This is a genomic window from Arthrobacter sp. V1I7 (assembly GCF_030817015.1).
Lineage (GTDB): Bacteria > Actinomycetota > Actinomycetes > Actinomycetales > Micrococcaceae > Arthrobacter.
This window is the reverse complement of the sequence record NZ_JAUSYS010000001.1, coordinates 535,329-561,977: the sequence shown is the minus strand read 5'-3', so window position 1 is coordinate 561,977 and position 26,649 is coordinate 535,329. Positions and strand designations below refer to the sequence as shown.

29 protein-coding genes are annotated in these 26,649 nt (G+C 67.2%); 8 read left to right on the top strand and 21 right to left on the bottom strand.

What is annotated here, in order from left to right; genetic code table 11:
• Positions 1-20: 20 nt before the first annotated feature.
• Positions 21-782, bottom strand: a complete 762-nt coding sequence (locus QFZ69_RS02685) for an SDR family oxidoreductase (protein ID WP_306915494.1) — start codon at positions 780-782, stop codon at positions 21-23.
• Positions 783-873: 91 nt separating this feature from the next.
• Positions 874-1,188, bottom strand: coding sequence for a hypothetical protein (locus QFZ69_RS02680; protein ID WP_306915493.1), 315 nt, complete (start codon positions 1,186-1,188; stop codon positions 874-876).
• 61 nt (positions 1,189-1,249) lie between these two features.
• Here QFZ69_RS02680 and QFZ69_RS02675 point away from each other — a divergent pair, with 61 nt between their 5' ends.
• Positions 1,250-2,143 (top strand): CHAD domain-containing protein, encoded by an 894-nt coding sequence (locus QFZ69_RS02675; protein WP_306915491.1) that lies wholly within the window; start codon positions 1,250-1,252, stop codon positions 2,141-2,143.
• Positions 2,144-2,159: 16 nt separating this feature from the next.
• Here QFZ69_RS02675 and QFZ69_RS02670 read toward each other — a convergent pair whose 3' ends face one another.
• The gene (locus tag QFZ69_RS02670) at positions 2,160-2,894 is read right to left on the bottom strand and encodes an HAD family hydrolase (RefSeq protein WP_306915489.1); all 735 of its coding nucleotides are present in this window, start codon (positions 2,892-2,894) and stop codon (positions 2,160-2,162) included.
• A gap of 150 nt (positions 2,895-3,044) precedes the next feature.
• Complete coding sequence (locus QFZ69_RS02665) at positions 3,045-4,838, bottom strand: glycoside hydrolase family 15 protein (RefSeq protein ID WP_306915487.1); 1,794 nt, start codon at positions 4,836-4,838, stop codon at positions 3,045-3,047.
• Between the two features lie 136 nt (positions 4,839-4,974).
• Here QFZ69_RS02665 and QFZ69_RS02660 point away from each other — a divergent pair, with 136 nt between their 5' ends.
• Both QFZ69_RS02660 and QFZ69_RS02655 read left to right on the top strand, forming a co-directional pair.
• A complete protein-coding gene (locus QFZ69_RS02660) occupies positions 4,975-5,742 on the top strand; it encodes a DUF72 domain-containing protein (RefSeq protein WP_306915485.1) in 768 nt (255 codons plus the stop codon).
• Between the two features lie 25 nt (positions 5,743-5,767).
• A complete protein-coding gene (locus QFZ69_RS02655) occupies positions 5,768-6,838 on the top strand; it encodes an App1 family protein (RefSeq protein ID WP_306915483.1) in 1,071 nt (356 codons plus the stop codon).
• A 70-nt stretch (positions 6,839-6,908) separates the two neighbouring features.
• Here QFZ69_RS02655 and QFZ69_RS02650 read toward each other — a convergent pair whose 3' ends face one another.
• The 3 genes from QFZ69_RS02650 to QFZ69_RS02640 all read right to left on the bottom strand — a co-directional run bounded on the left by QFZ69_RS02650 (position 6,909) and on the right by QFZ69_RS02640 (position 9,587).
• The gene (locus QFZ69_RS02650; RefSeq protein ID WP_306915480.1) at positions 6,909-8,453 is read right to left on the bottom strand and encodes a glycoside hydrolase family 1 protein; all 1,545 of its coding nucleotides are present in this window, start codon (positions 8,451-8,453) and stop codon (positions 6,909-6,911) included.
• 102 nt (positions 8,454-8,555) lie between these two features.
• The gene (locus tag QFZ69_RS02645; RefSeq protein WP_306915478.1) at positions 8,556-8,945 is read right to left on the bottom strand and encodes a hypothetical protein; all 390 of its coding nucleotides are present in this window, start codon (positions 8,943-8,945) and stop codon (positions 8,556-8,558) included.
• A gap of 216 nt (positions 8,946-9,161) precedes the next feature.
• Positions 9,162-9,587: an Hsp20/alpha crystallin family protein gene (locus QFZ69_RS02640; RefSeq protein ID WP_306919572.1), complete on the bottom strand. Its 426-nt coding sequence runs from the start codon at positions 9,585-9,587 to the stop codon at positions 9,162-9,164.
• A 143-nt stretch (positions 9,588-9,730) separates the two neighbouring features.
• Here QFZ69_RS02640 and QFZ69_RS02635 point away from each other — a divergent pair, with 143 nt between their 5' ends.
• Entirely contained in the window at positions 9,731-10,066 is a 336-nt protein-coding gene (locus QFZ69_RS02635; protein WP_306915476.1) for a MerR family transcriptional regulator, read from the top strand.
• Positions 10,067-10,086: 20 nt separating this feature from the next.
• Here the strand turns inward: QFZ69_RS02635 and QFZ69_RS02630 are convergent, their stop codons facing one another.
• Positions 10,087-10,395, bottom strand: a complete 309-nt coding sequence (locus QFZ69_RS02630; RefSeq protein WP_306915474.1) for an MmcQ/YjbR family DNA-binding protein — start codon at positions 10,393-10,395, stop codon at positions 10,087-10,089.
• A 41-nt stretch (positions 10,396-10,436) separates the two neighbouring features.
• Positions 10,437-11,219 (bottom strand): phosphatase PAP2 family protein, encoded by a 783-nt coding sequence (locus QFZ69_RS02625; protein WP_306915471.1) that lies wholly within the window; start codon positions 11,217-11,219, stop codon positions 10,437-10,439.
• Positions 11,220-11,574: 355 nt separating this feature from the next.
• On the opposite strand from QFZ69_RS02625, the gene QFZ69_RS02620 reads away from it, so the two are divergent.
• Positions 11,575-11,904 carry a YegP family protein gene (locus QFZ69_RS02620; RefSeq protein WP_306915469.1) on the top strand — a complete coding sequence of 110 codons (330 nt, stop codon included), beginning with the start codon at positions 11,575-11,577 and terminating at the stop codon, positions 11,902-11,904.
• Between the two features lie 183 nt (positions 11,905-12,087).
• Here the strand turns inward: QFZ69_RS02620 and QFZ69_RS02615 are convergent, their stop codons facing one another.
• Positions 12,088-12,303, bottom strand: a complete 216-nt coding sequence (locus QFZ69_RS02615; protein WP_306915467.1) for a hypothetical protein — start codon at positions 12,301-12,303, stop codon at positions 12,088-12,090.
• A 301-nt stretch (positions 12,304-12,604) separates the two neighbouring features.
• On the opposite strand from QFZ69_RS02615, the gene QFZ69_RS02605 reads away from it, so the two are divergent.
• Together QFZ69_RS02605 and QFZ69_RS02600 are read left to right on the top strand one after the other, a co-directional pair.
• The gene (locus tag QFZ69_RS02605; protein WP_306915466.1) at positions 12,605-13,393 is read left to right on the top strand and encodes a sigma-70 family RNA polymerase sigma factor; all 789 of its coding nucleotides are present in this window, start codon (positions 12,605-12,607) and stop codon (positions 13,391-13,393) included.
• A 358-nt stretch (positions 13,394-13,751) separates the two neighbouring features.
• Complete coding sequence (locus tag QFZ69_RS02600; RefSeq protein WP_306915464.1) at positions 13,752-13,961, top strand: hypothetical protein; 210 nt, start codon at positions 13,752-13,754, stop codon at positions 13,959-13,961.
• Positions 13,962-14,068: 107 nt separating this feature from the next.
• Here QFZ69_RS02600 and manD read toward each other — a convergent pair whose 3' ends face one another.
• The 7 genes from manD to QFZ69_RS02565 all read right to left on the bottom strand — a co-directional run bounded on the left by manD (position 14,069) and on the right by QFZ69_RS02565 (position 21,511).
• Positions 14,069-15,298: a D-mannonate dehydratase ManD gene (gene manD / locus QFZ69_RS02595; protein ID WP_306915462.1), complete on the bottom strand. Its 1,230-nt coding sequence runs from the start codon at positions 15,296-15,298 to the stop codon at positions 14,069-14,071.
• Positions 15,299-15,377: 79 nt separating this feature from the next.
• Positions 15,378-16,364, bottom strand: coding sequence for a sugar kinase (locus QFZ69_RS02590; protein ID WP_306915460.1), 987 nt, complete (start codon positions 16,362-16,364; stop codon positions 15,378-15,380).
• Entirely contained in the window at positions 16,361-17,050 is a 690-nt protein-coding gene (locus QFZ69_RS02585; protein WP_306915458.1) for a bifunctional 4-hydroxy-2-oxoglutarate aldolase/2-dehydro-3-deoxy-phosphogluconate aldolase, read from the bottom strand. Before QFZ69_RS02585 ends, QFZ69_RS02590 begins: the two co-directional genes overlap by 4 nt.
• 53 nt (positions 17,051-17,103) lie before the next feature.
• Positions 17,104-18,252 (bottom strand): galactonate dehydratase, encoded by a 1,149-nt coding sequence (gene dgoD / locus QFZ69_RS02580; RefSeq protein WP_306915457.1) that lies wholly within the window; start codon positions 18,250-18,252, stop codon positions 17,104-17,106.
• Between the two features lie 7 nt (positions 18,253-18,259).
• Complete coding sequence (locus QFZ69_RS02575) at positions 18,260-19,153, bottom strand: carbohydrate ABC transporter permease (protein WP_306915456.1); 894 nt, start codon at positions 19,151-19,153, stop codon at positions 18,260-18,262.
• Positions 19,150-20,103: a carbohydrate ABC transporter permease gene (locus tag QFZ69_RS02570; RefSeq protein ID WP_306915455.1), complete on the bottom strand. Its 954-nt coding sequence runs from the start codon at positions 20,101-20,103 to the stop codon at positions 19,150-19,152. Before QFZ69_RS02570 ends, QFZ69_RS02575 begins: the two co-directional genes overlap by 4 nt.
• Before the next feature lie 112 nt (positions 20,104-20,215).
• Complete coding sequence (locus QFZ69_RS02565; RefSeq protein WP_306915453.1) at positions 20,216-21,511, bottom strand: ABC transporter substrate-binding protein; 1,296 nt, start codon at positions 21,509-21,511, stop codon at positions 20,216-20,218.
• Positions 21,512-21,650: 139 nt separating this feature from the next.
• Here QFZ69_RS02565 and QFZ69_RS02560 point away from each other — a divergent pair, with 139 nt between their 5' ends.
• Positions 21,651-22,487, top strand: coding sequence for a FadR/GntR family transcriptional regulator (locus QFZ69_RS02560; RefSeq protein ID WP_306915452.1), 837 nt, complete (start codon positions 21,651-21,653; stop codon positions 22,485-22,487).
• A 100-nt stretch (positions 22,488-22,587) separates the two neighbouring features.
• On the opposite strand, the gene QFZ69_RS02555 is transcribed toward QFZ69_RS02560, so the two are convergent.
• The 4 genes from QFZ69_RS02555 to QFZ69_RS02540 all read right to left on the bottom strand — a co-directional run bounded on the left by QFZ69_RS02555 (position 22,588) and on the right by QFZ69_RS02540 (position 26,512).
• Positions 22,588-23,460: an NAD(P)-dependent oxidoreductase gene (locus QFZ69_RS02555; RefSeq protein WP_306915450.1), complete on the bottom strand. Its 873-nt coding sequence runs from the start codon at positions 23,458-23,460 to the stop codon at positions 22,588-22,590.
• 9 nt (positions 23,461-23,469) lie between these two features.
• Positions 23,470-24,822 carry a phosphoribosyltransferase gene (locus QFZ69_RS02550; protein WP_306915448.1) on the bottom strand — a complete coding sequence of 451 codons (1,353 nt, stop codon included), beginning with the start codon at positions 24,820-24,822 and terminating at the stop codon, positions 23,470-23,472.
• 197 nt (positions 24,823-25,019) lie between these two features.
• Complete coding sequence (locus QFZ69_RS02545) at positions 25,020-25,691, bottom strand: triacylglycerol lipase (protein ID WP_306915446.1); 672 nt, start codon at positions 25,689-25,691, stop codon at positions 25,020-25,022.
• Positions 25,688-26,512, bottom strand: a complete 825-nt coding sequence (locus tag QFZ69_RS02540) for an alpha/beta fold hydrolase (RefSeq protein ID WP_306915445.1) — start codon at positions 26,510-26,512, stop codon at positions 25,688-25,690. The genes QFZ69_RS02545 and QFZ69_RS02540 overlap by 4 nt, the downstream gene beginning before the upstream one ends.
• Positions 26,513-26,649: the final 137 nt, after the last annotated feature.

Below are 26,649 nucleotides of genomic sequence, written 5' to 3'. Positions count from 1 at the left end.
CAGCGCCGGGAGCAGCGGGCTTAACCGCGCCCGATGAACGGCATTCCCGTGGCCGTGATCAGCACGGACCCGACACTTGCCGACGCTGGCATCCCGGCCATCAGCAGCACGGCACGGGCGGCGTCCGCCACCGGGAACGTCGGCTCCACGCGGCGGCTGCCGTCGGCCTGCAGCGCGCCGGACCCGACACCGATCTCGTCCATGAGTTCCGTGGCGGCGTTGCCGATGTCGATCTGCCCGCAAGTGATGCCGAAGCCGCGCCCGTCCAGCTCGATGCTCTTGGTCAGCCCGGTCATGGCATGCTTCGTGACCGTGTACGCGACCGTCCGCGGCCTGGGCGAGTGCGCGGCGATCGAGCCGTTGTTGATGATGCGCCCGCCTTGCGGGGACTGCGCCTTCATCGCCCGGACCGCGGCCGCGGCGCAGAGCAGGGACCCGGTGAGGTTAACCGCTACGGTCGCGTCCCAGTCCGCAAGGCTGATCTCGTCCACCGAAGCCGCCGGGCCGAACACCCCCGCGTTGTTGAACAGCACGTCCACCCGGCCCCAGCGTTCGTGCACCGCAGCGAACAGCCGCTCGACGTCGTCGGGCACGGTCACGTCGCAGGGCACCACAAACGCCTGGGCGTGGCCCGCGGCGGTCTCCTGCAGCGGCGCCTCCCGCCGTCCGCCGAGCACGACCCGGTAACCCTCGGCCAGCATCAGCCGGGCGACCGCCCGCCCGATTCCCGAACCTGCACCGGTGACGACGGCGACGCGGCCGGGCTGGTGCTGTCGTGTCATGCGGAGCTCCTCGGTGGTGGTGGCGGGACGGGTGCGGGATGCTGGCTTCCGGGCCAGCGTATGCCGGGCCAGCGTATGCCGGGAGACCGGCTCACGGCAGGCCGCGGGATTGCCGGCTGCGGGTGCCGATGCGGTAGCCGGACCAGAAGGCGAGGATCAGCAGCCCGAGGCTGATCATTGCGATTCCCGTCCAGGCCTCGGGACCGATCATGGTGAGGCCCTGGAGCTGGAAGGTCTGCTGCGAAAGCGGCGCGTAGGCAAACCAGCCGACGTCTTGCGAGCGCACCGGCAGCGACGTCAGAATCAGCCCGGCCAGGAGCAGCGACACGGCAAGCAGGGGCACCGCCAGGCCGGCAACGAGCTGCCTCCGCCCCGGCCCTACACGGTCATCCCCGACTCGATTCATGGACACACTCTAACGCCGTCGCGGGGCATCCGGGGCTTGCGTCCAAGACGTAAAGTGAAGCATGGCCACCACCGCCGGGGACGTTCTGCTGAGCTATCTGGAACAACAGCTCAGTGAACTGCGGCGGCATGCACCCGGAGTCCGGGAAGACGAGGCAGAATCCGTGCACCAGATGCGGGTGGCGGCCCGCAGGCTCCGATCCCTGCTGGCCAGCAGCCGCAAGCTGTTCAGTACCGGCGAGGCCGAAGACATCCGCTCCGAGTTGCGCTGGCTCTCCGGGTCGCTGGGCGCGGCCCGGGACCCCCGGGTCGTCCAGGCGAGGCTCCGGGAGCTGCTCGCGGCCGAACCCGAGGAACTCACCCACGGGCGGCCTGCCCGGCTCATCGACGCGGAACTCGGCGCGGCGGCCGCGGCCGGACATCAAGACGTCCTCGCGGCACTGGACAGCGAGCGCTACGCCCGGTTGATCACCGGCCTTGAGTCACTGCTCACCGCCGGGAAGCTGTCAGGGCGGGCCTCGCGGCCCCCGCGCAAGGCCTTCAGGAAGGCCGTTTCCAGGGATACCGCCCGCTTGGTCCGTGCGGTGGCGGACCTTCCTGCCGCCTCCCACGGCAACACCCCGGTCCGGGACGCGCGCCTGCACGAGGTCCGGAAGGCGGCGAAGCGACTGCGCTATTTCGCCGAACTCGCGGCCACCGTCCGCGGAGGCCGGGGCCGCGCCGGAAAGCGGGCCCGGAAGACAGCCAAGGCGGCGCGCCGGATCCAGACCACGCTTGGCCTGCACCACGACACCGTGATGTCCCGGACCCTGCTGGCCGAGCTGGGCCTGCGGTCCCTGCCCACCGGCGGGAGCGGTTTCAGCTTCGGCCGGCTGCATGCCAGGGAGGAAAGCCTGGCAGCCGGCGCGGAAGCGGACTTCGTCAGGATGTGGCGGAAGTTTCCCGGTCGCCCGTAGCGCCAGGAGCCGTTGGTCAGGGCTGCTGCAGGCGGGCGCTGAGTTTCCCGATCGCGCTGGAAGCGAGATTCTCCAGCAGCACCCGGGGGGTGGCGTAGATCTCAACAGCGCCGGCTTCGCGCAGTTCCGATTCACTCGTGCCGCCGCAGGTCAATCCGATCGCCGGAATATCGAGCTTCCCGGCCGCGTAGATGTCCCAGACGGCGTCGCCCACATAGACGGCATCCGAAGCCTGCACGCCGAGGGCTTTCAGTGCCGCGACGATGATATCGGGGGCGGGCTTGCTCTCCTTCGCGTCGCTGGAGCTTGTGGCCGCGTCGATGAAGGCGTCCGCCGCGATGGTGGCCCGAAGGGCCTCAAGGTCGCGCTCCCGGGCCGAGGAAGCCAGGGCGACGGCGAGGCCGCTTTCATGGCACTGCGCGAGCAGCTCCTTGGCGCCCTCCAAGGGACGCAGGGCGGGCCAGAAGGTGGCGAACACCGCCGCGTGCGAGGCCAAGATCGTGCTGTCCTCGGAGGCATCCCGGTCGGACGGGAGCAGGCTGTCGACGATCCTGTCCCCGCCCATCCCGACCGAGCGGTGAATGCGGGCCATCGGAACGTCGTGGCCCGCCTGCCGGAAGGCCTGCCACCAGGCCAGGGTGTGGATGTAGGACGAATCGACCAGGGTGCCGTCGACGTCGAATAGTACCGCCGCTCTGCGCCGGCCGCCGTGTTGTGGCTGGCCGTCTGCGGCGGGATCAGTTGCGTGCACGTGCCCTCCTTCCAGCCGCGAGCGCCCGACGCGGGTATCCGCCGTCGGGCGCGTCCACGAGCCCGAAATATCCAGCCATCGCACTCTCCTACATCCTCTTCCCCACGTTGGGCCCTCTCCAGGTCATTGGCATTGAAGCTCGACAACGCGTCAACCGCCCGCGAGCGGGGTGTCGCTGCGGTGCACGGCGTCTTCATGCAGTTCGAGGGCGCTCAGCACGAGGGCAAAGTGGCTGAACGCCTGCGGGGTGTTCCCGAGCTGCCGGCCGTCCTCAACGCTCCATTCCTCGCTGAGGAGCCCGACGTCGTTGCGCAGCGCCAGCAGCCGCTCGAACAGCTTCCTGGCCTCGTGATGCCGGCCCGCCCCCAGCAGGGCCTCGACCAACCAGAACGAACACGCAAGAAACACGCCCTCCCCGCCCGGCAGGCCGTCGTCGCTTTCTGCTGGCTTGTAACGGATCAGGAAACCGTCGTGCGTGAGCTCGCGCTGCACGGCGTCGATTGTTCCGATCACCCGCGGGTCATCCGGCGGCAGGAATCCCACCCGGGGGATGAGCAGCAGGCTGGCGTCCAGTTCCGGGCTCCCGTAGGACTGCACGAAGGTGTTGCGTTCGGCGTCGAAGCCTTTTTCCATCACCTCGGCGCGGATGGTGTCCCGCAGTTCCTCCCAGCGGTCGGCCGGGCCTGCCAGTCCGAAGTCCCGGACGCCCTTGACCATGCGGTCCGCGGCGACCCAGGCCATGACCTTCGAATGGGTGAAGTGCCGTCTCGGTCCGCGCATCTCCCAGAGTCCGTTGTCCGGCCAGGTCCAGGCCTTTTCCAGATGCTCCATCAGCGCCACCTGGACATCCCAGGATTCGTCCGTGTGCTCCAGCAGCGAGTTCCTCGTCAGCGACAGGCAGTCCAGAACCTCGCCCCAGACATCCAGCTGCAGCTGCGCGGCCGCGCCGTTTCCGATCCGCACCGGAAAAGAGCCCTCGTAGCCCCGCAACCAGGGAAGTTCCATTTCCGGCAGCCGGCGCTCGCCGTGGATGCCGTACATGATCTGCAGGTCCGCCGGGTCTCCGGCCACGGCCCGGAGCAGCCAGTCCCGCCACGAGGCGGCCTCCTCCGTGTAGCCGGCTGCCAGCAGCGCCTGGAGCGTGAGGGTGGCGTCGCGGAGCCAGCAGAAGCGGTAGTCCCAATTGCGGATGCCCCCCAGTTCCTCCGGCAGCGAGGTGGTCACGGCGGCCACGATCCCGCCGGTCGGAGCGAACGTCAGGGCCTTCAGGATGATCAGCGAGCGCTGGACGGCCTTCCGGTAGGGGCCGGTGACGGTGCACCGGGCGGACCACTCTTGCCAGAAGGACTCGGTGGAGGCGAGGACCTTCTCGGGGTCCACGGCACGGGGGCGGTACAGGTGGCTCGGCGTCCAGGTCAGCACGAACGGCACCCGATCCCCGGCCTGGACGGTGAACTCGCTGATCGTTTGCATCCGCTCGCCCCGCAGCGGCGCGTCCGTCACGAGGTAGGCGGCGTCGGGTCCGGCGACGGCGTGGATCCCGTGTTCGTCATGGCGGACCCAGGGGACGATGTGACCGTAGTCGAAACGCAGGGTCAGCTCGCCGCGCATCCGGACAGCACCGCGGACCCCCACCACGATCCGCACGATGTCCGCTACCGCATCGCGCGGCGGCATGAAGTCGATGACCCTGACCTTGCCGGTGGGTGTCTCCCACTCGGTTTCCAGGATCAGCGTTCCCCTGCGGTAGTGCCGCCTGGTGCATTCGCCGCCGCCCTCCGGGGCCAGGAGCCAACGCCCCGCCTCCGGGGTGTCCACCAGCGCATTGAAGCAGGCCGGCGAATCGAAGCGCGGCAGGCACAGCCAGTCGATGGATCCTTCCGTGCTGATCAGGGCCGCGGTGTGCAGATCTCCGACCATTGCATAATCCTCGATGCGGGCCATAAGACTTACAGTGCCACACGCCTCTGCCCGAGACTAGGATCCAAGGGGGCTGGACCCCAGTCCCGGACAGCCGGGGCCGGGAGCAGTCCGGGGCGCCTCGGATCCCAGCGGGCGCAGGAACGGAGGCGGGGACAGGGTGACGCTGCAGATCGGCACTTCCGGTTGGAGCTACGACCACTGGGAACACGTGCTCTACCCGCCTGGGCTGCCGGCGCGGGACCGGCTGGCCCACTATGCGGCCCGCTTCACGACGGTGGAGCTGAACGCCAGCTTCTACCGTTGGCCGCGGGACGTTTCCTTCGCGAGCTGGCGCCGCCGGTTGCCGGCGGGATTCCTCCTGTCGGTGAAGGCCCCGCGCGGCCTGACCCACGGCAAGAAGCTCTCCTCCCCCGAGGTCTGGGTGGAGCGGATCATCCGCTGCTGGCATGAGCTGGGCGACAAGCGGGCCGTGCTGCTGGTCCAGCTGCCGCCGGATTTCGCGCGCGACGACGCCCGGCTGGGGTATTTCCTCGCGGCGCTGCCGGCCTGGATCCGCGTCAGCGTCGAGTTCCGCCACCCCAGCTGGGACCACCCCGAGGTCTATGCCCTGTTGGAACGGCACGGTGCCGCCTATTGTGTCATGAGCGGCGCCGGGCTTCCCTGTATCCTCCGCGCCACCGCACCGTTCGTCTACGTCCGGCTGCACGGACCGGACCGCGAGCACCTCTATGGCGGGTCGTATTCGGACGACGAACTGCGCTGGTGGGCGGACCGGATCGGGGAATGGCGGGCCACCGGAAAGGACGTCTTTGTGTATTTCAACAACGACGGCGGCGGCAACGCCGTGCGCAATGCCCTTACGCTGCGGTGGCTGTTGGACGGGGCCCCAAGCGGCAGTTCCGCCGGACGCAGTCCGTTTGAATAGCCGGCGGCTGTGGGAGAGTGGAGGCATGGAATTGGCGTCGCAGCACTCACCCCAGCAACCGTCGGTGTCCGGGAACAAGGTCTTCCGCTTCGCCCACCGGTTTTCGGACACCGTCAACGGGCTGTGGCTGAAGGCGGCCAGGCGCTGGCACTTCATTCCGCAGACCGTCGCATACCAGGGGTACGGTTCCACCAGCTGGGTCCGCGTCATCGGGCGGGTCGTGCTCACAAGCAAGCCGAAGCCCGGCAGCCCGGCGGAGCAGGCAGCCCAGAACGGCAACCAGAATGTCCGGGGCTGGCGGGCGTTCACGAGCGTGCCGATCCAGTTCACCGAAGTGGAAATCGAAATCGGCGGCGTCACCGCCCTGGTGCACGCGGACCGCGGCGGGCTGGTGGACACGGTCATCCAGGTGTCCCTCGCTCCCGGCTGGCACACGGCGGAACTGCGCGCCGAAGGAACCGAGCCGGTGAAGTCGGAGATCTTCGTCATTTCTCCGGACACCGAGCTGGGGATCGTCTCGGACATCGACGACACGATCATGGTCACGGCGCTCCCCCGGCCCTTCCTTGCGCTGTGGAACACCTTCGTCCTGAACGAACGTGCCCGGATGGCGACGCCCGGCATGGCGGTGCTGATGGACCGTCTCCTGGTGAAGCATCCGGAGGCGCCCGTGATCTACCTGTCCACCGGGCCGTGGAATGCGGCTCCCACCCTGGCTCGCTTCATCACCCGCAACATGTACCCGCCGGGCGCCCTGCTGCTCACAGACTGGGGCCTGACCAACGACCGCTGGTTCCGCAGCGGCCAGGAGCACAAGCGCCGGAACCTGGAACTGCTGGCGAAAGAGTTCCCGAACATGCGCTGGCTGCTTTTCGGGGATAACGGCCAGCACGACGAAGCGATCTACTCGCAGTTCGCCCAGCAGCACGGGGACCGCGTGGCCGCCATCGGCATCCGCCAGCTCTCGGCCGGCGAAGCCGTGCTGGCAGGCGGACACTCGGAATCCGGCGACCACAGCGGTTCGTCCGTTCCGTGGTTTTACTCTCCCGACGGCGCAGGCCTGGCGAAAGGCCTGCGGGAACTGAACCTTCTCTAGCCCCGCCCGCACGTCTTCCGCCCGCCGGCTGGGGCCGTTCGGGCTGGGGGCGTTCGACGCCGGAGCGACGTCAGCTAACCGGCTGGGGCCGTTCGGTGTCGGGCGAACCCGCCGGCTCCCCGGCGTGGGGCAGATCGGCGAGCGCCGCTCCGGCGGGTGCCTCCGGGACCGCGTCCTTGTGCCGGGCCGCGAGCACCTCCTGGAGCCAGTAGAACGAGGCCTTGGGCGTGCGGACTTGGGTCTCGCGGTCCACGTGCAGCAAGCCGAACTGCTGCTTGTAACCGCCGGACCATTCGAAGTTGTCCAACAGGGACCAGACGTAGTAGCCGCGCAGGTCGATTTTCTCGGCCGCCCCGCCCGGTGAGGAAGCTTCGATGGCAGTGGCGATGTGGTCCGCCAGGAAGCGTACGCGCCGTTCATCCGGGATGATGAGCCGGCCCTTCGTGTCCCGGATCTCGAGGTCCTCAAAGCTCCCACCGCCCTCCGTGATGTAGACCGGAGGCAGGTCGGGGTAGCGCTCGCTCATTTCCGCGAGCGCCACGGACAGGTACTCCGGTTTGATCGGCCACCCGTACGCAGTGGTTTCGGTGTCCGGGAACGTGGCAATGTGGAACGGAGCGCCGGCGGCGGTGCCGCTCAGGTCATCGCCCATCGCCGCGGCCATGCCCTCGGGCACGGCACCTTCCCCGGGGCCGGAGGCTACACGGGTGGGCATATAGTAATTCAGCCCGTAGTAGTCCAGCGGCTGGGAGATCAGTGCCATGTCCTCGCTGGACGGGTTGAAGGAAGAGAAGAACGTGGCGGCCCGGATCAGGTCCGGATACTTTCCCAGCAGGACGGGGTCCGCATAGATCCGGTTCTGGGCCACGTCCATCAGGCCCGCGCTGACCTTGTCGAGCGGGTTGATCGAGGCCGGGACCATCGGTGAATACACGTTGGTGATGCCGATTTCGCCCGGAACATTGGCGGCCCGGAGCGCCTGAACCGACAGTCCGTGGCCCAGCAGCTGGTGGTGGACGCTTGGCAGCGCCTTCAGCATGAGCGTTTCGCCGGGCGCGTGCAGGCCCAGCATGTAGCCGTTGGTGCTCACGGTGGCGGGTTCGTTGACGGTGACCCAACGCGCCACCCGGTCGCCGTAGGCGGCGGCGGCGATCGCCGCGAACTCACCCAGCCGGTAGGCCGTGTCACGGTTCATCCAGCCGCCTGCCTGGTCCAGTTCCAATGGCGTGTCCCAGTGATACAGGGTGGCCATCGGCGAGATCCCGCTGGCCAGCAGCAGGTCGATCAGGCGGTCGTAGAAATCCAGTCCGGCGGGGTTCACCGGGCCGCTGCCCCCGGGCTGGATGCGGGACCAGGAGAGGGAGAAGCGGTAGGAATCGACCCCCAGTTCCTTCAGCAGGGCCACGTCCTCGGGCATCCGGTGGTAGTGGTCGCATGCGACCGCGGGGCTGTGGTCGTCAACGATCGATCCCGGCTTAGCCGCGAAAACGTCCCAGCCCGAGGGCCCGCGTCCGTCCTCGTCCAGCGCGCCCTCGATCTGGAAAGCGGCAGTCGCCACCCCCAGGGTGAAGCCGGGCGGCAGCAGGGCTGCCAGCTCTTTGGCGGAGGCTTTCATCGGCGGAGTCTCCCCGGTAGTCGCGTAAGTGGTCGCTTGATCTTAGGCCGACCCGCCGGCGCGTGCCACGGTACACGCTCGGTGCGGCGTCCCTACCGCAGGCTAATGCATGGAGCCTTCCGGACCGTAGAGGAATTCCTTGGCATGGTCCACTGCCTTCTTGAAGGCATCGTTCCTGAGGGAGAGGAGATGCTGGGCCTCGTCTGCCGACGGTTCCAGATATCCGGTGTAGCCCGGGCGCAGGACCCAGATATCGCCGGCCGGCGGGAGGAAGAACACGCCGAAGGAGCGATGTTGACTATCGTCGGCGGTCCAGATGGGGACCACCGCAAGCGCGGCGCCCGTCTCGATGTTGATCCACTGGGCTCTTGGAAGTGGGGCCTCATGCGCCTCTGGGTCAAGAAACGGTGCTGTGCCTTGCCCCCACCGTTCCTCGAACCGTTCGTGGAAGACCGGCATCAGATGCGAATCGTAGCGGCGCCATGCGCTCATGGCAGTCCTCCTTCTCTCGTGCTGTTCTTGCTGGCTGGCTGCGCCCTGGCCACGGAACCCGTTGCCGGCGTCAGGTGCACGGCCGCGTAGTAACCTCGCGGGTCGGCGTTTATGGGGGCACCACGAGTTAAGGACATTCTCCGGCAGGGGCGGCTGAGGCGGTACGAAGGCGGCCGGGCCGGCGCCAAGGATTGCCGGTCCGGCCGCTACTATGCGTTAACTCCCGATCTCCTGCAGCTTGTCCTCCGTGCGGGCGATCTCGATCTTGCGCGGCCTTGCCTGCTCCAGCACCGGGATGCGGAGCGTCAGGACGCCTTCGGCGTATGTGGCCTTGACCTTCTCGGTGTCCAGGGTATCGCCCAGGATCAGCTGGCGACTGAAGACGCCGCGCGGCCGCTCCGAGGCAATCAGCTCAACGTTGGGCTGTGTCGGGTCACGCCGCTCAGCCCGGACCGTCAGGACGTTGCGCTCAATATCAAGATCAACCGTGTCAACGTTGACGCCTGGAAGATCGAATGCGACGACGAACTCGTCGCCCTCCTGCCAGGCGTCCATCGGCATGGCAGCGGGCCGTGCCACCGTTCCGAAGACCTGCTGGGTCAGCCGGTCCAGTTCCCGGAACGGGTCCGTGCGCATCAACATCATAATCCACTCCTTCTGACTAGAATCCAGATATTTTCCTGCATCCACACCATCAGCTTCTATGGCGATGGATATAGATTTTTTATAGCACTGGTGCAAGACTGATGCAACAGGAAATTTTTTTAACCGGACGAAGGAGGACCATGGACGAACGCGGACCGCAGATGGGACTGTATGCGATCTCTGTGGTGGCCCAACTCGTCGGTACGGGGCAGCAGAACATCCGGCTGTACGAGCGCCGGGGACTCCTGACCCCGGACCGGACCGCGGGCGGGACGCGGCAGTACAGCGAGGCGGACCTCGCCGTCCTCCGGCGGATCAGCGGCCTGCTCGACGAAGGGCTCAATCTCGCCGGGGTGGCAAAGGTGCTGGCACTGGAGGCCGCCAACGCACGGCTGCGGGCAGAACTGAAACGGGCCCGGGCGAGGGCCCGCCCTGACCCCGGGACCATGGACAAGGAGGCGGGCGCCGCCACCTGATCCGGCACCCGGGGCAGCCGCTACCGCCGCCGGCCACCGGCGAGGCGGTGTGACTCATCCAGGAGCTCACCGAGTTCCTCGGGGCCGATCCGGTCCAACCGGACGAGGACCAGCTGTGGCGAGCGGTCATGGTGCGGCGTCCAGAAGTAGGTTTCAGGATCCGTCCCCGCGAGCGCCTCGCGCTCCTCCGTCTTGACCGTCAGCACCCCATCGTCCCAGATCCGCGCCAGCAGGGTGGCCGCGAACCACGCGGGCCTGCCCCAGCTTGGCCGCTCCACTACTCCCGGCAGGGCAAGGGCGGCTCTGCGGACATCGTCTTCAGTGGCCATGGACCACTGTGGCATCGCCGGCCGGTCCGGACAAGGGCGGACTAGTCCTGGCTGGTGTCGGCCTTCGAGAGGATTCCGGTGATGCGTTCGCCGGGAATCCGTGCGGTCCGCCAAGTGTCCAGGGCAATCACGGCCCCCAGCACCACGAAGGAGATGGCCAGCGAGGCCAGCGCGTCCGAGGTCCAGTGGTACCCCAGGTAGAGGCGGCTGACCGCGGCAAGGAAAATCCCGATCCCGGCCACTGCGAAGCCGACGACGGCGGACCTGGGATTGCGCCGCCGAGAGAAGATGAGGTACGTCGTCACGAGCAGGAAGTCGCAGGCCCCGAGGACATGTCCGGAGGGGAAAGCGAAGGTGGTATCTTCGCCGAAGAGCATCAGGTCCACCGGAGGACGCTGCCGGCCCACCGTCCGGCCGATAACCTGCGCCAGGATCACGCCTGTCAGCATCGCCCCCGCGAGCAACAGGGGGCGCCAGGCGTGCTTGGCCAGCAGCCCCCACGCAACGGTCACCACCAGGATGATGATCGGCAGGGCAACCGGACCGAAGACGATCGCAAGGATGATCATGACGGCCGTCAGAGGTTCAGAGCGCAGGGTCAGAAGCCAGGACCGCACCGGCTCATCGACCTCGCTGACTCCGCCCCGCACGAGAACGCCGGCCAGAATGACGGAAAACACCGCGGCCCCGACGATCATCAGAACGACGGCAATCCGGTAAAGCTTCTTCCGCGCAGCCTCACTCATGAAGCGTTCTTCCACGACGAATTTGTTGTGGAAGACCCGCCACCGGCCCGGGGAATCCCCGGTTTGTTTCCCAGCCATGCTGCGCTTCCGCCTCCGTGCAGGGTGTAGACGTCCTTGCTGAAGATTACCGCGCTTCCGCCAATCGTAGTCCTGGGCCGCAGGACGGCTCCCGCCTCCGCGGCTGTAAAACGACGGTTCCCACCGGCCGGGGCGCCGCACGAGGCATTTGTGGGGAAGTGCGACGTGAATGGCGGTCCCAGCCTGCCACCTACTCGCTAGTAAGCGATTTCGTCCCTACCGTAAAGGGTGGTGTGGCTGGAGTCACATGGGGTTCGCCCCGTCCCGATAGGGCCAGCCGGAATGCAGCGTTGCGTTTCGGATTTGATGACGTAGCCCGAGGTCCTTCCGCCCCGGGCGTCCAGAGGGGGCAACTATGGCCGGAATATTCGAGCTTTTTCATGAGGGGGACTTGTCCTTCGGGTTTAGATTGAAGGCTCCCGACGGGACAGTTGTGGCGGTATCCGGACAGTTCCGGGACAAAGCGTCGGCTGTCGAGGGAATCCGCGTCGTCCGTGAGTGCGCCGGAATGGGTTTGATTACAGATCTTTGCCCACCCAGCCCTGTCGAAGGGGGGTCACGGGAACCAGATCGGGTTTCAAAAGTGGACAAGGGACCGGGCTATCTGCGGACCCGGGAGATCCACCGCTTGGAGAAGTTCTGGAGGGCATTGGCATCAAGCTCTCCAAAGTCGTCAGTGACCTGACAGTCGTCTCCTCTACCGGGCGATTCTGGAGGCACTGGTTGCGGTGAACGCGACCCGGAAGTGCTCGCGCAATACGCCCGGCATCGTATGAGGTAGAAGATCCCCGAGCCAGTCGAAGCGCTTGCCGGCGGTTTTCGGGAACGCCAGGCGCTTATGGTCAGGGTGAAACCCGGATCAGATCGATCACCACACCAGTGTTGCTGCATTCACCGACCGCATCGAGTAACTTCCGGCCGGCGCCTCGGCTCCGGAAACTTTTACCGCGCAGTCCTCCCAGCCGATCTCATCCAGGGTTTCTTCGCCCGAGCAGCCGGGGAAATCGATTGGAGGCATCCCGGGGTCCTTGCCTTCGGCGGTGCCTTTGACGCCGGCAGGCTTTCCGCCGTTTGCTCGGCCCATTCGCGGATCTCACCGTGGTTGGTGGTTGGCGAGGTCCTTGACGTCAGGATTGCTCGTTGCCGTTGGAGTGGTTTGGTGGCTTCCGCCATTCTCAGTAAGAGATGAATTCGACGAGTTTCCCCGACCCGGTCTTCGAGATAATTCCGGGCAATGTCGGCCTGACTGGGCATTCCGATGACGTTGTGTCCGTCGATGACGGGCAGGCGGCGGACCTGGAGGAGTCTTGCAACAGTGCGGAGCTCTATGTTTGGCTGGGGCCAGGCCTTACCGCAGGAGCTAAGCGTTGGAGGAAAGGACCGCCATGCAGGAACCTGTCCGACGGAGCCCTGAGTGCCGCCCAAAGCATGATCCGCCCCGAGGTGGCGGGCGAATCGGGGAGGCCTTGCGGGAGGACCTGGTGATGGCACACCTGGATCTGGCTGAGTCCCTGGCCCGACGCTATGCCCGTGGCCGGGACCAGGCGGATCTGAGACAAGTGGCATACCTGGGCCTGATCAAAGCAGCCCACGGGTTCGACGCGGAACGGGGCGGAAGTTTTCCGGCGTATGCCGCCCCCACGATCCGGGGCGAATTAAAAAAGTACCTCAGGGATCACTGCTGGGTTGTCAGGCCTCCGCGGCCGGTGCAGGATCTGCGCACACTCATTATGCATACCGCACCCGCTCTTGCCCAGGCCCTGGGGCGGGCGCCCACGGATGAGGAACTGGCGAAGGAGCTGGGCACCGGCTCCGCAGAAGTCCGTGAAGCGCAAATGGCGCACACCAGCATGAGGCCTGATTCGATCGACGCGTCCGGCCCCGACGGCACCGGCCCATCCCTGGCAGGTCTTCCTGCCCCGGATTCGGAAGCGGACCGCCTTGAGGAACTGATAGCACTAGGCCAGGCCATGCGCGGACTGTCCGATGCGGACCGGAACCTGCTGTACCACCGTTATTCCTGCGAAGAGACGCAGGCGGCCTTGGGCGTGCGGTTCGGCATGACCCAGATGCAGGTTTCCCGGCGGCTCGCCAAAATACTCGTCCAGCTCCAACGGGCCCTCCTCGACCCTGAACCCGGATCGGAAACGATAAGCTCCTCCAAAACATCCTGACCCGGGGCGGCAGACCCCGACAGTGGAACGGGCCGCTCCTATCCAGCCCACCGGGGTTCAGGGCCGGCGCCCGCCCGTTCCGGAATGATTCCGGCCACTGACACCCTGGCCTACTTCGCGGCGTTCAGCCCAGGCGCCACGAGCACCTGTCGCCCTGCCTGGAGCGATCGAGGGTGACCACCCTCACGATCGGAGCCGTTCCCGGGATGGAACTGCAGGTCAACAGCCGGGACCGTACAGCCTGCCGGTTCCTGCGCCGGAGCAGGCCGGCGACGCGATTTGACCGGCCGACAAAGAGGACGTTATTGTCGCTTCAATCATTGGGGCCGAGCAACAGTACGCCAAGAAAGTTAATGCAATGACCACAATTACCGACCGCATCGAGATTCAAGTCGACAGCCGGCAGGTCCTGGACGAACGGCTGACCGATGCCGTGCAGGGACTGCAGGAGCTCGCGATGGAGAGTGGAACCCAAGGCATCCTGCTCACGCGGCACAAGCCCGGCCACTACAGCGCGGCACTGTCCGACCAGGTGCCCTTCGGCATGACGCGCGAGCTGGTTCACTAACCGTCGAAGGACGGCCCGGATCTAACAAGCCAGGTCCCGGGCGGCTGAGCATAGACTCGCCGCCCGGGACCTTTTTTGTGCCTGGCGCTCTTTATGGGTACGAACCGCTACCAGTCGTGGACCGTTCCGTCGACGAGGCGGTTGTAGGGCAGGTAGGCCTGCTGGTAGGGGTAGGCCGCGGCGGCTTCCTCGTTGAATTCGACGCCGATGCCGGGCTTGTCCCCGGGGTGCAGGTAGCCATCGACGAAGGTCATCGACTGCTCGAACACGGTGTTCGTGGCGTCCGAATGCTGCATGTACTCCTGGATCCCGTAGTTATGGATCGCCAGGCCCACGTGCAGCTGCGCGGCGAACCCGACCGGGGAGATGTCCGTTGGCCCGTGGAAGCCGGACTTGATCTGGTACTGCGCGGCGAAGTCCATCACCTTCTTCAGCGGCGAGATCCCGCCGAAGTGCGTCGACGCGGCGCGGACATAATCGATCAGCTGTTCCTTGATGATGCTCTGGTAGTCATACACGGTATTGAAGATCTCCCCGATCGCCAGCGGCGTGGTGGTGTGCTGCCGGACCAGGCGCAGCGCCTCCTGGTTCTCCGCCGGTGTGCAGTCCTCCAGCCAGAACAGGTCATACGGTTCCAGCGCCTTGCCCAGCTTCGCGGCCTGGATCGGAGTCATCCGGTGGTGCCCGTCGTGCAGCAGCGGCAGCTCCGGGCCGAACTCGTTCCGGACCGCCTCGAACACCGAGGGCAGGTGCCGCAGGTACGCCCGGGTATCCCAGTCCTCCTCCAGCGGGAACGCCCCCCGCCCGGCCGGCTCGTAGTCATACCGCTCCCCCGAGGCCTGCGCCTGCGCCGCGACCCCGTACACGGCCTTGATCCCCGGCACCGCGGTCTGGATCCGGATCGACTTATAGCCCAGCTCCAGATGCTCCCGCACCGAATCGAACAACGATTCCAGGTCCGCCCCCGAGGCGTGCCCGTACGCCCGCAGCCCGTTCCGGGACGCCCCGCCGAGGAGCTGGTAGACCGGCATGTTCGCCAGCTTGCCCTTGATATCCCACAGCGCCATGTCCACCGCGGCAATCGCGGCCATCGTCACCGGACCCCGCCGCCAGTACGAGGACCGGTACAGGAACTGCCAGGTGTCCTCGATCCGGTGCGGATCCTTCCCGATCAGCAGCTGCGCAACGTGCTCCTTCAGGTACGCCGCGACCGCGAGCTCACGCCCGTTCAGGGTCGCATCCCCGATCCCGGTCACCCCGTCCTCGGTCGTGATCCGCAACGTCACGAAGTTACGGGAGGGACTGGTCACAAAGACTTCCGCGGCAATGATTTTCACAACAATCCAGGCTTTCTTATTCGGGGGGATGGGGCGGGCTTATTCGGAGGTGGAGCGGGCCGGAGCGGCCCGCGGGGACTTAGCGTTGTGTGGTTCCGGAAGTGGTTCCGAGCAGGGCCAGCTCCGCACGGGCAGGCAGGCCTTCCCAGTCCCCGGCGGTGCTGACAGCGAAGGCTCCGGTGAGGGCCCCGCGCTGCAGGCGGCCCGCCACCTCGGCGCCGTCGAGCAGGGCGGACAGGTAGCCGGCGGTGAAGGCGTCTCCGGCTCCCACGGTATCGATGCTGGTCACGGGCACGGCGGGTGTTTCCCACCGGCCGTCGGCGGTGTGGACGCCGGCGCCGGCGGCGCCACGCTTGACAACAACTTCGCTCACTCCGAGGCCAAGAAGTTCGGCTGCCATCGCCGATTCGAGCGCGTCGGGGTCCCGCGTGCCTGCCGGCGCGGAGGCCACCAGGCCGAGTTCGTCGTCGGAGGCGATCAGGATGCTGGCGTGCCGGACGAGCGGCGTGAGCACGTCGCGCGCCTCCTCCCGGGACCAGAGCTTGCTGCGGTAGTTGACGTCCAGGGACACCACCGTGCCGTCCCCGGCGGCGCGCTCGGCTGCGTACTCCACGGCCTTCCGGGACTCGGGGCTCAGCGCGGCCGTGATGCCGGTCAGGTGCAGAATGCGAGCCCCCGGCTGCAGGGCACGGTCCACGTCCTCCCGGTTCAGCGTTGACCCGGCGGAACCGGAGCGGTAGTAGAAGGCGCGGGTGACATCGGCCGTGCGCTGTTCGAGGAACATCACCCCGGTCCGGCGTGTGGCGTCCTCCCGGTGTTGCAGCCCGACGCCCTCGGCGCGGAGCTGGCGGAGGATGAACTCGCCGTGCGGGTCGGCGCCCACCACACCGGCCCAGCTGACGCTGTGCCCGAGCCGTGCGACGCCGACCGCCACATTCGACTCGGCACCGGCGACATGCATGGTCAGGGCGCCGCCGGCGGACAGCGGCCCGGCGGAGCGCAGCGAGACCATGGATTCGCCGAAGGTCAGGAGGTCGACCGAAGCGAGCCCGACGGCGGCAGTCACCGCAGGCTCTCGGCGGCGGCCCGGCGGTCATACTCGGTGGCCAGGGCAACGAAGCTGCGGGCGCGCTCCCGCATGGGAGCAAGGTCTCCGCCCGAGCCGGTGTCGCCGAAGAGCGGGCCCCCGAGTCCGACGGCGATGGCACCCACGCCCCAGTAGCCGGCCGCCTCTTCGAGCCCGACGCCGCCGACCGCGATGAACGGGATGTCCGGGAACGGATCGCGCAGCGCCTTGAGGTAGCCCGGGCCGCCGATGGAGGCGGGGAAGAGCTTGACCGCGGTGGCGCCGCGGTTCATGGCCTCGAAGGCCTCGCTCGGGGTCAGTGCCCCGGCCAGGACGGGGATGCCCCGGCTGGCCGATTCTTCGATGGACGGCGCCAGCGACGGCGTGACCATGAACTGGCCGCCAGCGGCGGCGACGTTGTCCACGTCCTGCTTCGTGAGCACCGTGCCGGCGCCGACGAAGCACCCCGCGGGAGCCGCTGCCCGCACCTCGCCGATGGCCTCGAGGGCGTCCGGAGTGGTGAGCGCGATTTCGACATAGCGGAAGCCCTCCTCCATCGCCGCGAGGGCGGCCTTCGCCGCGGCCGATCCGCGCGTGCCACGCACGATCGCGACGAGGCGGGCCTGCCGTATCCCGGCCAGCAGCGCCTCCGGGGTCAGTGTCTTCTCCATGCTGGTGCTCTCCATGCTGGGCTTCTCCTTCATAGGGGTGTCCATCGCCGTGCCCGTGATCCCGGCCGTCACCATTCCGCGAAGGCGCCGTCGGGCTGGCGCCAGACCGGGCCGCGCCAGGCATGCCCGCGTTTGTCCGCGGCACGGACCACGGCCTCGTCGATCTCGATGCCCAGGCCCGGGCCGGTGAGCCGTTCGATGTGCCCGTCCACGAACTTCAGCGGGGACTTGTCCACCACATAGTCCAGGACCTCGGCGCCCTTGTTGTAGTGGATTCCGATGCTCTGTTCCTGGATCAGGAAGTTGGGCGTCGCGAAGCCTACCTGCAGGCACGCGGCCAGAGCCAGCGGGCCCAGCGGGCAGTGCGGGGCGAGCTGCACCTCGTAGATTTCGGCCAGCGAGGCGATTTTGCGGACCTCGGTGATGCCGCCGGCGTGGGAGAGATCCGGCTGTGCAACGGCGATACCGGCCTGCAGCGCGGGCAGGAATTCCTGCCGGCTGTACAGCCGCTCACCGGTGGAGACCGGCGTCGTCGTCGACGAGGTGAACTCGCGCAGCAGGTGGGTGTTTTCCGGAACCACGGGCTCTTCGAGGAAGAAGGGGCGGTACGGTTCCAGCAGCGGCGCCACGCGGCGGGCGTTGGCGAGGCTGAAGCGGCCGTGGAAGTCGACCGCGACGTCCCGGTGCTCGCCGAGGACTTCGCGGGCGGCGGCGACCCGTCGCACGACGCCGTCGAGCTCGGCCACGGAGGCGATGGGGCTCATCCGGCCGCTGGCATTCATCTTGACGGCGGTGAGGCCGACTTCCAGCTGGGCGCTGATCTGGTCGGCGACTTCGTTCGGTTCGTCGCCGCCGACCCAGCCGTACATCCGGATCCGGTCCCGGACGTGGCCGCCCAGGAGCTGGTGCACGGGGGTGTTAAAGTGCTTGCCCGCGATGTCCCAGAGGGCCTGGTCCAGACCAGAGACGGCGCTGGCCAGGATGGGGCCGCCACGGTAGAAGGAGCCCTTGGTCATCACCTGCCAGTGGTCCTCGATCCGGAGCGCATCGTTGCCGATCAGCAGCTCGGAGAGCTGTTCGACGGCGGTGCGCACCGTTTCGCTGCGGCCCTCGCACGTCGCCTCGCCCCAGCCGACGATCCCGCTGTCGGTCTCGACCCGGACGAACAGCCAGCGCGGCGCTACGAGGAAGGTTTCAATCCTGCTGATGAGTGTCATCTATGGCCTAGCCCTTGGTCGCCCCGGCGGTCATGCCGGAGACGATGTACTTCTGCGTGAAGAGCGCAATGATCATGATCGGGATGGTGACCACGGTGGCGGCCGCCATCAGTCCGCCCCAGTCGATGCTGGCGTAGGAGACGAAGTCGAAGATCGCGACCGGCAGGGTCTTCGTCTTGGAGCCGGAGAGCACCAGGGCGAACATGAAGTTGTTCCACGAGAAGATGAAGGACAGGATGGCGGCGGTGGCGATGCCGGCGACGGAGAGCGGCAGCGTGATGCGGCGGAAGGCGCCGATCGGGGTGAGCCCGTCGACCTGGGCCGATTCCTCCAGCTCCAGCGGCATCGAATCGAAGTAGCTCATCATGATGTAGACAATCAGCGGCAGCGAGACGAACATGTGGCTGAGGATCAGCACCTCGAAGCCGCCCACCATTCTCAGGTTGGAGAACACGTAGTACCAGGGCACCAGCAGCGAGACGCCGGGGATGACGCGGGCCATCAGGACCACGAGGGCCGAGCGGTGCATCGTGAAGCGGCTCATCGCGTAGGCCGCCGGGACGCCCAGGACCAGGGACAGGACCGTGGAGACGAAGGCTACCCAGAAGCTGTTGAAGATGAAGATGAAGTAGTTGTTGCGCTGCAGCACATTGGCGTAGTTCTCGGCGGTGGGGCTGAAGAGCAGCGCCTTGCCGGTGTCGTAGATGTCCACGTTGGTCTTGAAGGAGGCCAGCAGCATCCAGAACAGCGGAGCGATCAGGAACAGCACCACGGCGATCAGGGCCACGACGCGGAAGACCTTGTAGGCGCGGGTGGCCAGGGGCTTCCGGCGACGCCGGACCCGTGGGGTCCCGGCGGCGGAGCCGGTCTGGGATTCGATGTTTTCGTTCAGTACGGTCATTTGCTTACCGCTTTCTTGCGCATGGTCAGCAGCCACATGGAGCCGATGATGATCATGAAGAACAGGATCAGCACCGCGGAGGACAGCCCGTACTGGTTGTAGTCGAAGCTCAGGCCGTAGGCGTAGACGTTGAGGGTCTCCACCTCGTGGAAGGAACCGCCGCCCTTGCCCTTGGTGGCGTACAGGATGTCAAAGGTCTTCAGCGCGTCGATGCCCCGGAGCAGGATGGCGACGATCACTGTCGGCATCATGAGCGGCAGGGTGATGTAGAAAAAGCGCTGGAAGGAGTTGGCACCGTCCATCCGGGCCGCCTCATCGGGTTCCTCGGAGAGGGAGGTCAGGCCGGCGAGCAGGATCAGCACGACCATCGGAGTCCACTGCCACACGTCCATGAAGATCGTGGTGCCCAGCGCCGTGTCCTGGCCGGAGAGCCAGGGCTGGGGCGGGATGCCGATCATGCCGAGCAGCTGGTTGGCGAAGCCGATGTTGGGATCGAAGATCAGCCGCCACATCATGCCGACGGCCACCGGAGTGGCGACCAGCGGCAGCAGGATGGCCACGCGGACCCACTTTTCGCCGCGGAAGGGGCGCCACAGGAGCAGCGCGATGCACATGCCGAGCACGACTTCGCAGACCAGGGCGACGCCGGTGAAGGTCAGCGTGCGGCCAACGGCGGGCCAGAAGCGGTCCACGTCGGACAGGACCGTGAGGTAGTTCTGCAGGCCGATGAATTCGGAGGCGGCACGGACAGACCCCTGCGAGTCGGTGAGGCTCAGGTAGAGAGTCCAGGCCAGCGGGAAGACGATCAGGACGCCGACGAAAATCATCGCGGGGGCGGCGAAGAGCCACTTGCGGTGCCGGTTGGCCCAGGCGGAGAAGTTTTCACGCGCACCGGGAGGGCGGCCGGCGCTGCGGGCAGGCGCGCTGCGGGGAGGGTTCAGTACAGACATGGTTCACCTAAGGAGTCGGGGGTGAAGTGAAGAGCGGGCCGCGGCGGGACGGCAGCAGGACTGCCGTCCCGCCGGGCTGTTGTGCGCTCCGGCGCGTAGCGCGCCCGGGGCGTTATTTCTTTTCGGTGTCCAGGAACTTCTGGAAGTCCTCGTGGGCCGTGTCAGCGGCGGCGGACGCGTCCGCGCCGGTGATGGTGGCAACGATCGGGCCGCCCACGATTTCGCGGGCCTTGCCCACGGTGACAACCTCGGGGCGGTCGTGACCGACGCCGTTCTTGGCGCTGGCGGCGATGGCCTCGGCGAGGTCCTTCGGGTACGTGGAGGTTCCCTCGGGATCGGACCAGACGGAGGCGCGCGGCCCGGGGACACCGGCCTTCTGCGCGGCCAGGGTGCGTTCCTTGCTCGTGGCCCACTGGATGAACTTCCAGGCATTATCCTGGTTGCCCGAAGCCTGGTTCACGGCCAGGCCCCACGACGGGATGTTGTACGGCTTGGAGCCTGCCGGGCCGGCGGGCATGGCCGCGAAACCGACCGTGTCAGCGACCTTGGACTTGGCCGGGTCGGTGGCGTTCTTGTAGAGCGAGTCGGCTTCGGTGTAGAAGGCGGCCTTGCCCTGGGTGAAGATTGCCATCGCCTCGGGCCAGCTCATGTCGGTGCTGACGTTGGCCGGGCCGTAGTTCCGGATCAGGCCGCCGTAGAACGCGTAGGCCGTCTTGGCGGCGTCGGAGTTGACGGCGGACTTGCCGCTGGAGTCGGTGAAGTCGCCGCCGAAGCTGTACAGGAAGCTGGAGAACTGGGTGACGGCGGCTGACTTGCCGGTGCGGGCCACGAAGCCTGCGGTGTCCGGCGAGGAAGCCTTGATGGCCTTGGCGGCAGCTTCGAGCTCTTCCATGGTCTTGGGAACCTCGAGGCCGGCGGCCTGCAGCAGGTCCTTGCGGTAGTAGAGCACTTCGCGTTCGGTGATGATCGGGACGCCCACGACCTTGCCGTCAGCGGTGGTGGCCTTGACCGGGCCCTCCTGGTAGTCCTTCCAGTCCCAGTTGGCGTCCGAGGACACCTTGGACGTCAGGTCCGCGAGGTAGCCGTTCTTCGCGAACGCCTTGCCCTCCTGCAGCGGGCGGTACATCATCACGTCGATTTCGTCGCTGCCGGCGTTGAGCTTGACGTTGTACTGATCAGAGAGCTGGTCTTCGCCGAGCTGGGTCAGTTCGACCTTAAGGCCGCTGGACTTCTCGAATTCCGGGATGGCTGCCTTGATGCCCTCGGTCCAGACGTGGTTGGCCAGCGTCACCCGCACGGTGCCCGCCGCCTTGGCATCGTCGCTGCCACTGCCGCCACCGCAGGCGGTGAGGCCCAGTGACAAGGCCGCGGCGACGGCCGCGTACTTCACAATTGAACGCCGCTTCATTACGACTCCCTTGGTTTTCAGGGCCGGCGGTCTGCGCCCGGCCATCCGCACATGCATCTTTACATCTGCTCTGTAAACGATCATAGAGAAATAAAGCAGACTTATACAAGACCCTTGCGCTCACCCGTATGATCTATTTATGAAAATGCCAAAGGCGGCGATACCAGCAGACCTGCATTCCGTGCTGGTCGAGAACCTGGGGCTCGCGATCGCGGAGGGCGGCCTGGCGCCGCACTCGATCCTGCGCCTGGACGAGCTCGAGGCGCAGCACAACGTGTCCCGTTCCGTGGTCCGGGAGGCCACCCGGGTGCTGTCCTCCAAGGGCATGCTGGAATCACGACGCCGGCTGGGGACGGTGGTGCAGCCGGAAGAGTGCTGGAACCTCTACGACCCGCAGGTCATCCGCTGGCGCCTCGCCTCCTCCCGGCGGCTGGAGCAGCTGCGGGCGCTCAACGAACTCCGCGGGGCGATTGAGCCGCAAGCTGCCCGTCTCGCCGCCGAGCGCGCCTCGTGGGATGCCGGCAGCGATCTGGTGTCCCAGGCCGCGCGGCTCTGGGCGGCCGGCCAGCGCGGCGACCGGGATGAATTCCTCCGGCTGGACATCGAGTTCCACGCCGCGGTGCTCCAGGCCTCCGGCAACCCGATGTTTTCCCAACTGCACAACCTCGTCGCCGAGGTGCTGACCGGGCGCACCGAGCACGGCCTGATGCCGCAACTGCCGGACCACGAGGCCCTGCAGCTGCACGTGGACGTGGCCAGTGCCATCCAGCGCAGCGAGGCAAACGCCGCGCACGCCGCCATGAGCCGGATCGTGGAGCAGTCCACCGAGGAAATGGGTGACATCTGGTCCAGCCACCATCCATCAGAGCCGACAACAGAGCCGACGACAGCGCCGACAACAGCGCCGGCCGCAGCCCCGGGAGCGGCTCCTGGCAGCGCTGCCGTTGGGGCCGCAGTTGGGGTCGCCACGGCGTGACACGCCGGCGCGGCAGGCCCTTGACGGTCAGCGGCCGCCGTCGAACTTCCGGCTGCGGTAACGCAGGGAACTCCTCGGGTCTGGCTCGAGGGGGCCGGGGTCAGTCTTCCGTCGGGGTGGTGCGGAGCGGGTGGTAGCTCCGCCAGCTGTGCTCCGGGGCAAAGCCCAGCACCCGCTTCGCCTTGTCGATCGAGAGCATGGTCTCGTGCTCGCCCAGGTCCTTGACCACTTTCACGTTCGGGAAAACTTCCGCGGCGAGGCTTGCGCTTGACCGGCCCATCACGGTGTCCTCATTAGCGATGATGAACACCTCGAAGCCGGGGCCGGCGTGCTCCAGGGCGAGGGCCACCGCCTGGGCGCCGTCGCGGCCGTCAATGTAGCCCCAGAGGTTCCACTTGCGCAGTTTCGCGTCGGAGTCGAAGGAGGGAAATTCCTCGTAGTCTTCCGGGTCCATGACGTTGGAGAAGCGCAGACCTGTGATGCTCAGGTCCTGGTCCCAGCGGGTGAGCTGGATGGCCATTTGCTCTTCGAGGTGCTTGACCAGCGAGTACGTGCTTTCCGGCCGGGCCGGATATTCCTCGTCGACCGGAAGATACGGGGGGTCGACGTCGAACGGCAGTCCCAGGACCGTCTCGCTGGAGGCGTAGACAATCCTCTTGATCCCGGCCCGGCGCGCGGCCTGGAACACGTTGTAGGTGGCCTGCATGTTGTTCTCGAAGGTGGCGGCGTCCGGCGCAAGCCCCGGAGCAGGAATCGCGGCCAGATGCACGACGGCGTCGAAGCCGGTGGAACGGTCCTCGAGCCCCAGGAACACATCCACGACCTGGCCGTAATTGCGCAGGTCCACCTCGGCGAAGCCGGAGCCCCGCATGCCGGTACGGTCCAGGTTGGTAACCGCATGGCCGTCTTCCCGTAGCCGGCGGACAACGCTCCGGCCCAGCTTTCCGCTTCCTCCGGTAACAGCAATTCTCATCAGGGGCCCTTACACCTGGGTTGGGGTTTCGGCGGCGGGCAGGAGATATTTAATGAACCAGTCCCGGGCGAGGATGGCGGCGGCCGCCAGCGTGCCGGGTTCTTCAAAGAGATGGGTTGCGCCCTGCACCACGGCCAGCTGGTTGGGGCAGCGCATCATGGACTTCGCCTTCCGGTTCAGCTCCAGCACCTCGTAGTCGAGGCTTCCCACAATCAGGAGGCTCGGCGACCTCACGGCTGAAAGCCGCGGCCCGGCCAGATCGGGGCGCCCGCCGCGGGACACGACCGCCGCGACCCTGGCTACAGGTTCGGAGGCCGCCCACAGCGCAGCCCCCGCGCCGGTGCTCGCACCGAGATAGCCGGCATTGCAGGAAGCGGTGTCTTCCCGGGTGGCCAACCACTCCGTTGCGGCGGACAGCCGACGGGCCAGCAGCTCAATGTCGAAGACGTTGGCGCGGTTGTGTTCCTCCCCCGGGGTCAGCAGGTCCAACAGCAGGGTGCCCAGACCCGCCTGCTGGAGCACACCCGCCACGAACCGGTTCCGTGGACTGTGCCTGCCGCTGCCGCTGCCATGCGCGAACAGAACGACCCCCTGCGTTGCAACAGGGAGGTGCAGCTGCCCCTGGAGTCGGACGCCGCGGGACGGTATCTCGACTTCTCCGTCAAACTCCGCCGGCTGGAGTCCGTCGTCATCCGGCCCGTTGGCCCCCGGGGCTGAGTCCTGCAGCCGTCTGGCGGCGGCGTCGAGCAGCTGGACCACCTCGTCGTCTTCGGTCGGCGAGAAGTCACGGTAGTGGTAGCCCACGGCGGAGAAGTGCCGCGGCGTCGCCAGGCAGACGACTTCGTCCGGCTCGGTCAGGGCACCAAGGGTGTCGGCCGGGGCCACTGGCACGGCGAGAACCACCCGCGCGGCGCCGAGCTTCCGGGCGATCCGGCAGGCGACCCGGGCGGTTGATCCAGTGGCGATCCCGTCATCCACGATTATCGCGATGCGGCCCGTGAGGTCCCGCCGGGTCCGCCCTTTCCGGAACTGGCTTACCCGGGTCTCCAGTACGGCCCGTTCGTGCGCTTCGACAGCCTGCATCTCACTTTCGGACACCTGGGATTGCGCGAGCACACGCTCTTCCAGCACTCGGGTGCCGCCCTCCCCGATGGCGCCCATCGCGAGTTCAGGCTGGTACGGGAGGCCCAGTTTCCTGACCACGATCACGTCCAGGGGCGCGTCCAGTGCCGCCGCCACCTCGAAGGCGACGGGAACCCCGCCACGGGGCAACCCCAGGACCACAATGTCCTGTCCGCGCAGTTCCCTGAGCTGCCGCCCCAGCTGCCGACCGGCGTCGACCCTGTCCTCAAAAATGCTCATCGCCAAGGCTTCCCTGTGAGACCTCGTCCGCCCTAGGCCGCCTCCCGGCAGGGCACCGGAAAGCCGCGCGGAGGGAGCAGATGGCCTCTCCCTCCCACTATCGGTCAGGACGCCGCAGCAGGTGAGGGCCTTTGTGCCCCAATTGCGATGTGGGGCCTGGTTCCCCGCACGGGGTTCGGCCCGCACCGCTTCGAGGGCTAGCCGCCGGTCTCCGCCAGGATCGTGCGGATCGTGTCCTCGTGGCTCAGGATCCGGAAATGGCCGCCGGTCTGCAGCTGGATGTTCCGGGCACCGGGCAGCACGCTGCCTTCGGGGATGTGCGGGTCGAAGAGCCCATAGACGGAGCTGATGCGTTCGTTGACGCGCTCCTCGCGGGAGAGCTGCAGGGCGACCGCGTTCCGCGGCGAGAAGGCGCGCAGGCTCGGCAGGAGCATGAAAGCTGCGTACCGGGAACCGGAGAACGGGGTGCATATGGCCACCATCCCCCTGATTCGCGCCTGCGGGTCCTGGGACATCATCACGTACTTGCCGATCAGGCCGCCCTTGCTGTGCGCAACAATCATCACGTCTTCGAGGTTCTGTTTGCGGATATACCCGGAAATCAGCTCGGCGGCTTTGGGCACGGCGAGCCGGTTCCGCTGCAGCACCGTCACCACGTGCACCGGGTGCCCCGCCTCGTGCAGCCGCCTGACCAGCGGCAGCAGGAAGCGCCAGTCCTCATAGATCCCGGGGATCACGACGACGGGTCGGCCGGTGCCGCTGAGGAACTCATGCGGGCGGGCACGCGAAAACGCGCTGTTCAGCTGCCGGACGGCGGCGTAGAGATAGTCCTCCGCCCACCAGCGGGCAGCCTGCAAGGTCGCTCTCATGCCTTGAATTCCCGGGATGCCTTGCTTGCTGCTTTGGGAAGTCCGGCAAAGGACAGGATGGCTTCGGCCACCTCGGCCGAGCGGTTGTGCTGCGCGACGTGCCCGGTTCCTTGTATTTCAACCAGCCGTCCCATGGCGGCCCGCCCGGCCAGCCGCCGGCACCAGTCCGCGGAGGCCACGGGATCGTGCGCGCCGCGGACCACGAGGACGGGAGCCGCAACTTCGGCGATTCGCTGCTCCGTGGGGTAGTCCATCATGACGCGCAGGTTCTTGAGGTACCAGCCCGGTCCGCACCGTAGGTAGTCCGAGAACACCACGGCGTTGGAGGAGGGGCTTTCGAAGAACAGGCTGTCCCGGCCCAGCGCCAGAGCCTGCTGCGCCACGGTGGGGCGATTGGAGTCGACGACCGGACCCATCAGGACCAGGTACGGAATCCGCCCCGGCTGCTGCAGGGCAGCGTCGATGGCGAACTGGACTCCCATTGAGTGCCCCACGATGACGAAATCGAGCACGCCAAGTTGCTCCATAGCCCCGAGGATGTACGAGGCGTGGTCCGCGACCGGGAGGGTGTGATCCGGCCGGGGCGTGGCCCCGAATCCGGGCAGGTCGATCGAGTAGGTGTCCACCGACGCGGCGAGCGCCCGGTGCAGGCGCCGCAGGTAGCGGTGCGAGACCCCGATTCCATGGACGAGCACGACGGCGGGCCCGGACTGCGCGGCGTCCGGATCGCCGCCGGCGGCCTGGGCAAGCGGCCGGCGGGAGGCATACACATGGCCGAGATGACCCGCGGCCTCGATCTCGGAGCGGACGGGCCTGATCATGGGGACTCATTTCTGTTCAGAACCGCTAAATGGCCTCCAAATAAGCATACTGACAGAACCGCTCCCCAGTCGTCCCGCCTATCCCGCTCACCGAGCTCCTCATCGAGGTCATAGTGCCCGGCCTCCCCGTCCTGTAC

What these genes read in the sequence shown, in the direction of transcription:
- QFZ69_RS02625 (WP_306915471.1), bottom strand. Translation starts at nt 11,219, where the DNA reads ATGGCTGGGAAACAAACCGGGGATTCCCCGGGCCGGTGGCGGGTCTTC.
- QFZ69_RS02570 (WP_306915455.1), bottom strand. Translation starts at nt 20,103, where the DNA reads ATGTCTGTACTGAACCCTCCCCGCAGCGCGCCTGCCCGCAGCGCCGGC.
- QFZ69_RS02650 (WP_306915480.1), bottom strand. Translation starts at nt 8,453, where the DNA reads ATGAAAGCCTCCGCCAAAGAGCTGGCAGCCCTGCTGCCGCCCGGCTTC.
- QFZ69_RS02620 (WP_306915469.1), top strand. Translation starts at nt 11,575, where the DNA reads ATGGCCGGAATATTCGAGCTTTTTCATGAGGGGGACTTGTCCTTCGGG.
- QFZ69_RS02585 (WP_306915458.1), bottom strand. Translation starts at nt 17,050, where the DNA reads ATGGAGAGCACCAGCATGGAGAAGACACTGACCCCGGAGGCGCTGCTG.
- QFZ69_RS02565 (WP_306915453.1), bottom strand. Translation starts at nt 21,511, where the DNA reads ATGAAGCGGCGTTCAATTGTGAAGTACGCGGCCGTCGCCGCGGCCTTG.
- QFZ69_RS02680 (WP_306915493.1), bottom strand. Translation starts at nt 1,188, where the DNA reads ATGAATCGAGTCGGGGATGACCGTGTAGGGCCGGGGCGGAGGCAGCTC.
- QFZ69_RS02550 (WP_306915448.1), bottom strand. Translation starts at nt 24,822, where the DNA reads ATGAGCATTTTTGAGGACAGGGTCGACGCCGGTCGGCAGCTGGGGCGG.
- QFZ69_RS02665 (WP_306915487.1), bottom strand. Translation starts at nt 4,838, where the DNA reads ATGGCCCGCATCGAGGATTATGCAATGGTCGGAGATCTGCACACCGCG.
- QFZ69_RS02635 (WP_306915476.1), top strand. Translation starts at nt 9,731, where the DNA reads ATGGACGAACGCGGACCGCAGATGGGACTGTATGCGATCTCTGTGGTG.
- QFZ69_RS02615 (WP_306915467.1), bottom strand. Translation starts at nt 12,303, where the DNA reads ATGGGCCGAGCAAACGGCGGAAAGCCTGCCGGCGTCAAAGGCACCGCC.
- QFZ69_RS02600 (WP_306915464.1), top strand. Translation starts at nt 13,752, where the DNA reads ATGACCACAATTACCGACCGCATCGAGATTCAAGTCGACAGCCGGCAG.
- QFZ69_RS02575 (WP_306915456.1), bottom strand. Translation starts at nt 19,153, where the DNA reads ATGACCGTACTGAACGAAAACATCGAATCCCAGACCGGCTCCGCCGCC.
- QFZ69_RS02545 (WP_306915446.1), bottom strand. Translation starts at nt 25,691, where the DNA reads ATGAGAGCGACCTTGCAGGCTGCCCGCTGGTGGGCGGAGGACTATCTC.
- QFZ69_RS02645 (WP_306915478.1), bottom strand. Translation starts at nt 8,945, where the DNA reads ATGAGCGCATGGCGCCGCTACGATTCGCATCTGATGCCGGTCTTCCAC.
- QFZ69_RS02540 (WP_306915445.1), bottom strand. Translation starts at nt 26,512, where the DNA reads ATGATCAGGCCCGTCCGCTCCGAGATCGAGGCCGCGGGTCATCTCGGC.
- QFZ69_RS02560 (WP_306915452.1), top strand. Translation starts at nt 21,651, where the DNA reads ATGAAAATGCCAAAGGCGGCGATACCAGCAGACCTGCATTCCGTGCTG.
- QFZ69_RS02555 (WP_306915450.1), bottom strand. Translation starts at nt 23,460, where the DNA reads ATGAGAATTGCTGTTACCGGAGGAAGCGGAAAGCTGGGCCGGAGCGTT.
- QFZ69_RS02630 (WP_306915474.1), bottom strand. Translation starts at nt 10,395, where the DNA reads ATGGCCACTGAAGACGATGTCCGCAGAGCCGCCCTTGCCCTGCCGGGA.
- QFZ69_RS02640 (WP_306919572.1), bottom strand. Translation starts at nt 9,587, where the DNA reads ATGTTGATGCGCACGGACCCGTTCCGGGAACTGGACCGGCTGACCCAG.
- QFZ69_RS02655 (WP_306915483.1), top strand. Translation starts at nt 5,768, where the DNA reads ATGGAATTGGCGTCGCAGCACTCACCCCAGCAACCGTCGGTGTCCGGG.
- dgoD (WP_306915457.1), bottom strand. Translation starts at nt 18,252, where the DNA reads ATGACACTCATCAGCAGGATTGAAACCTTCCTCGTAGCGCCGCGCTGG.
- QFZ69_RS02605 (WP_306915466.1), top strand. Translation starts at nt 12,605, where the DNA reads ATGCAGGAACCTGTCCGACGGAGCCCTGAGTGCCGCCCAAAGCATGAT.
- QFZ69_RS02675 (WP_306915491.1), top strand. Translation starts at nt 1,250, where the DNA reads ATGGCCACCACCGCCGGGGACGTTCTGCTGAGCTATCTGGAACAACAG.
- QFZ69_RS02685 (WP_306915494.1), bottom strand. Translation starts at nt 782, where the DNA reads ATGACACGACAGCACCAGCCCGGCCGCGTCGCCGTCGTCACCGGTGCA.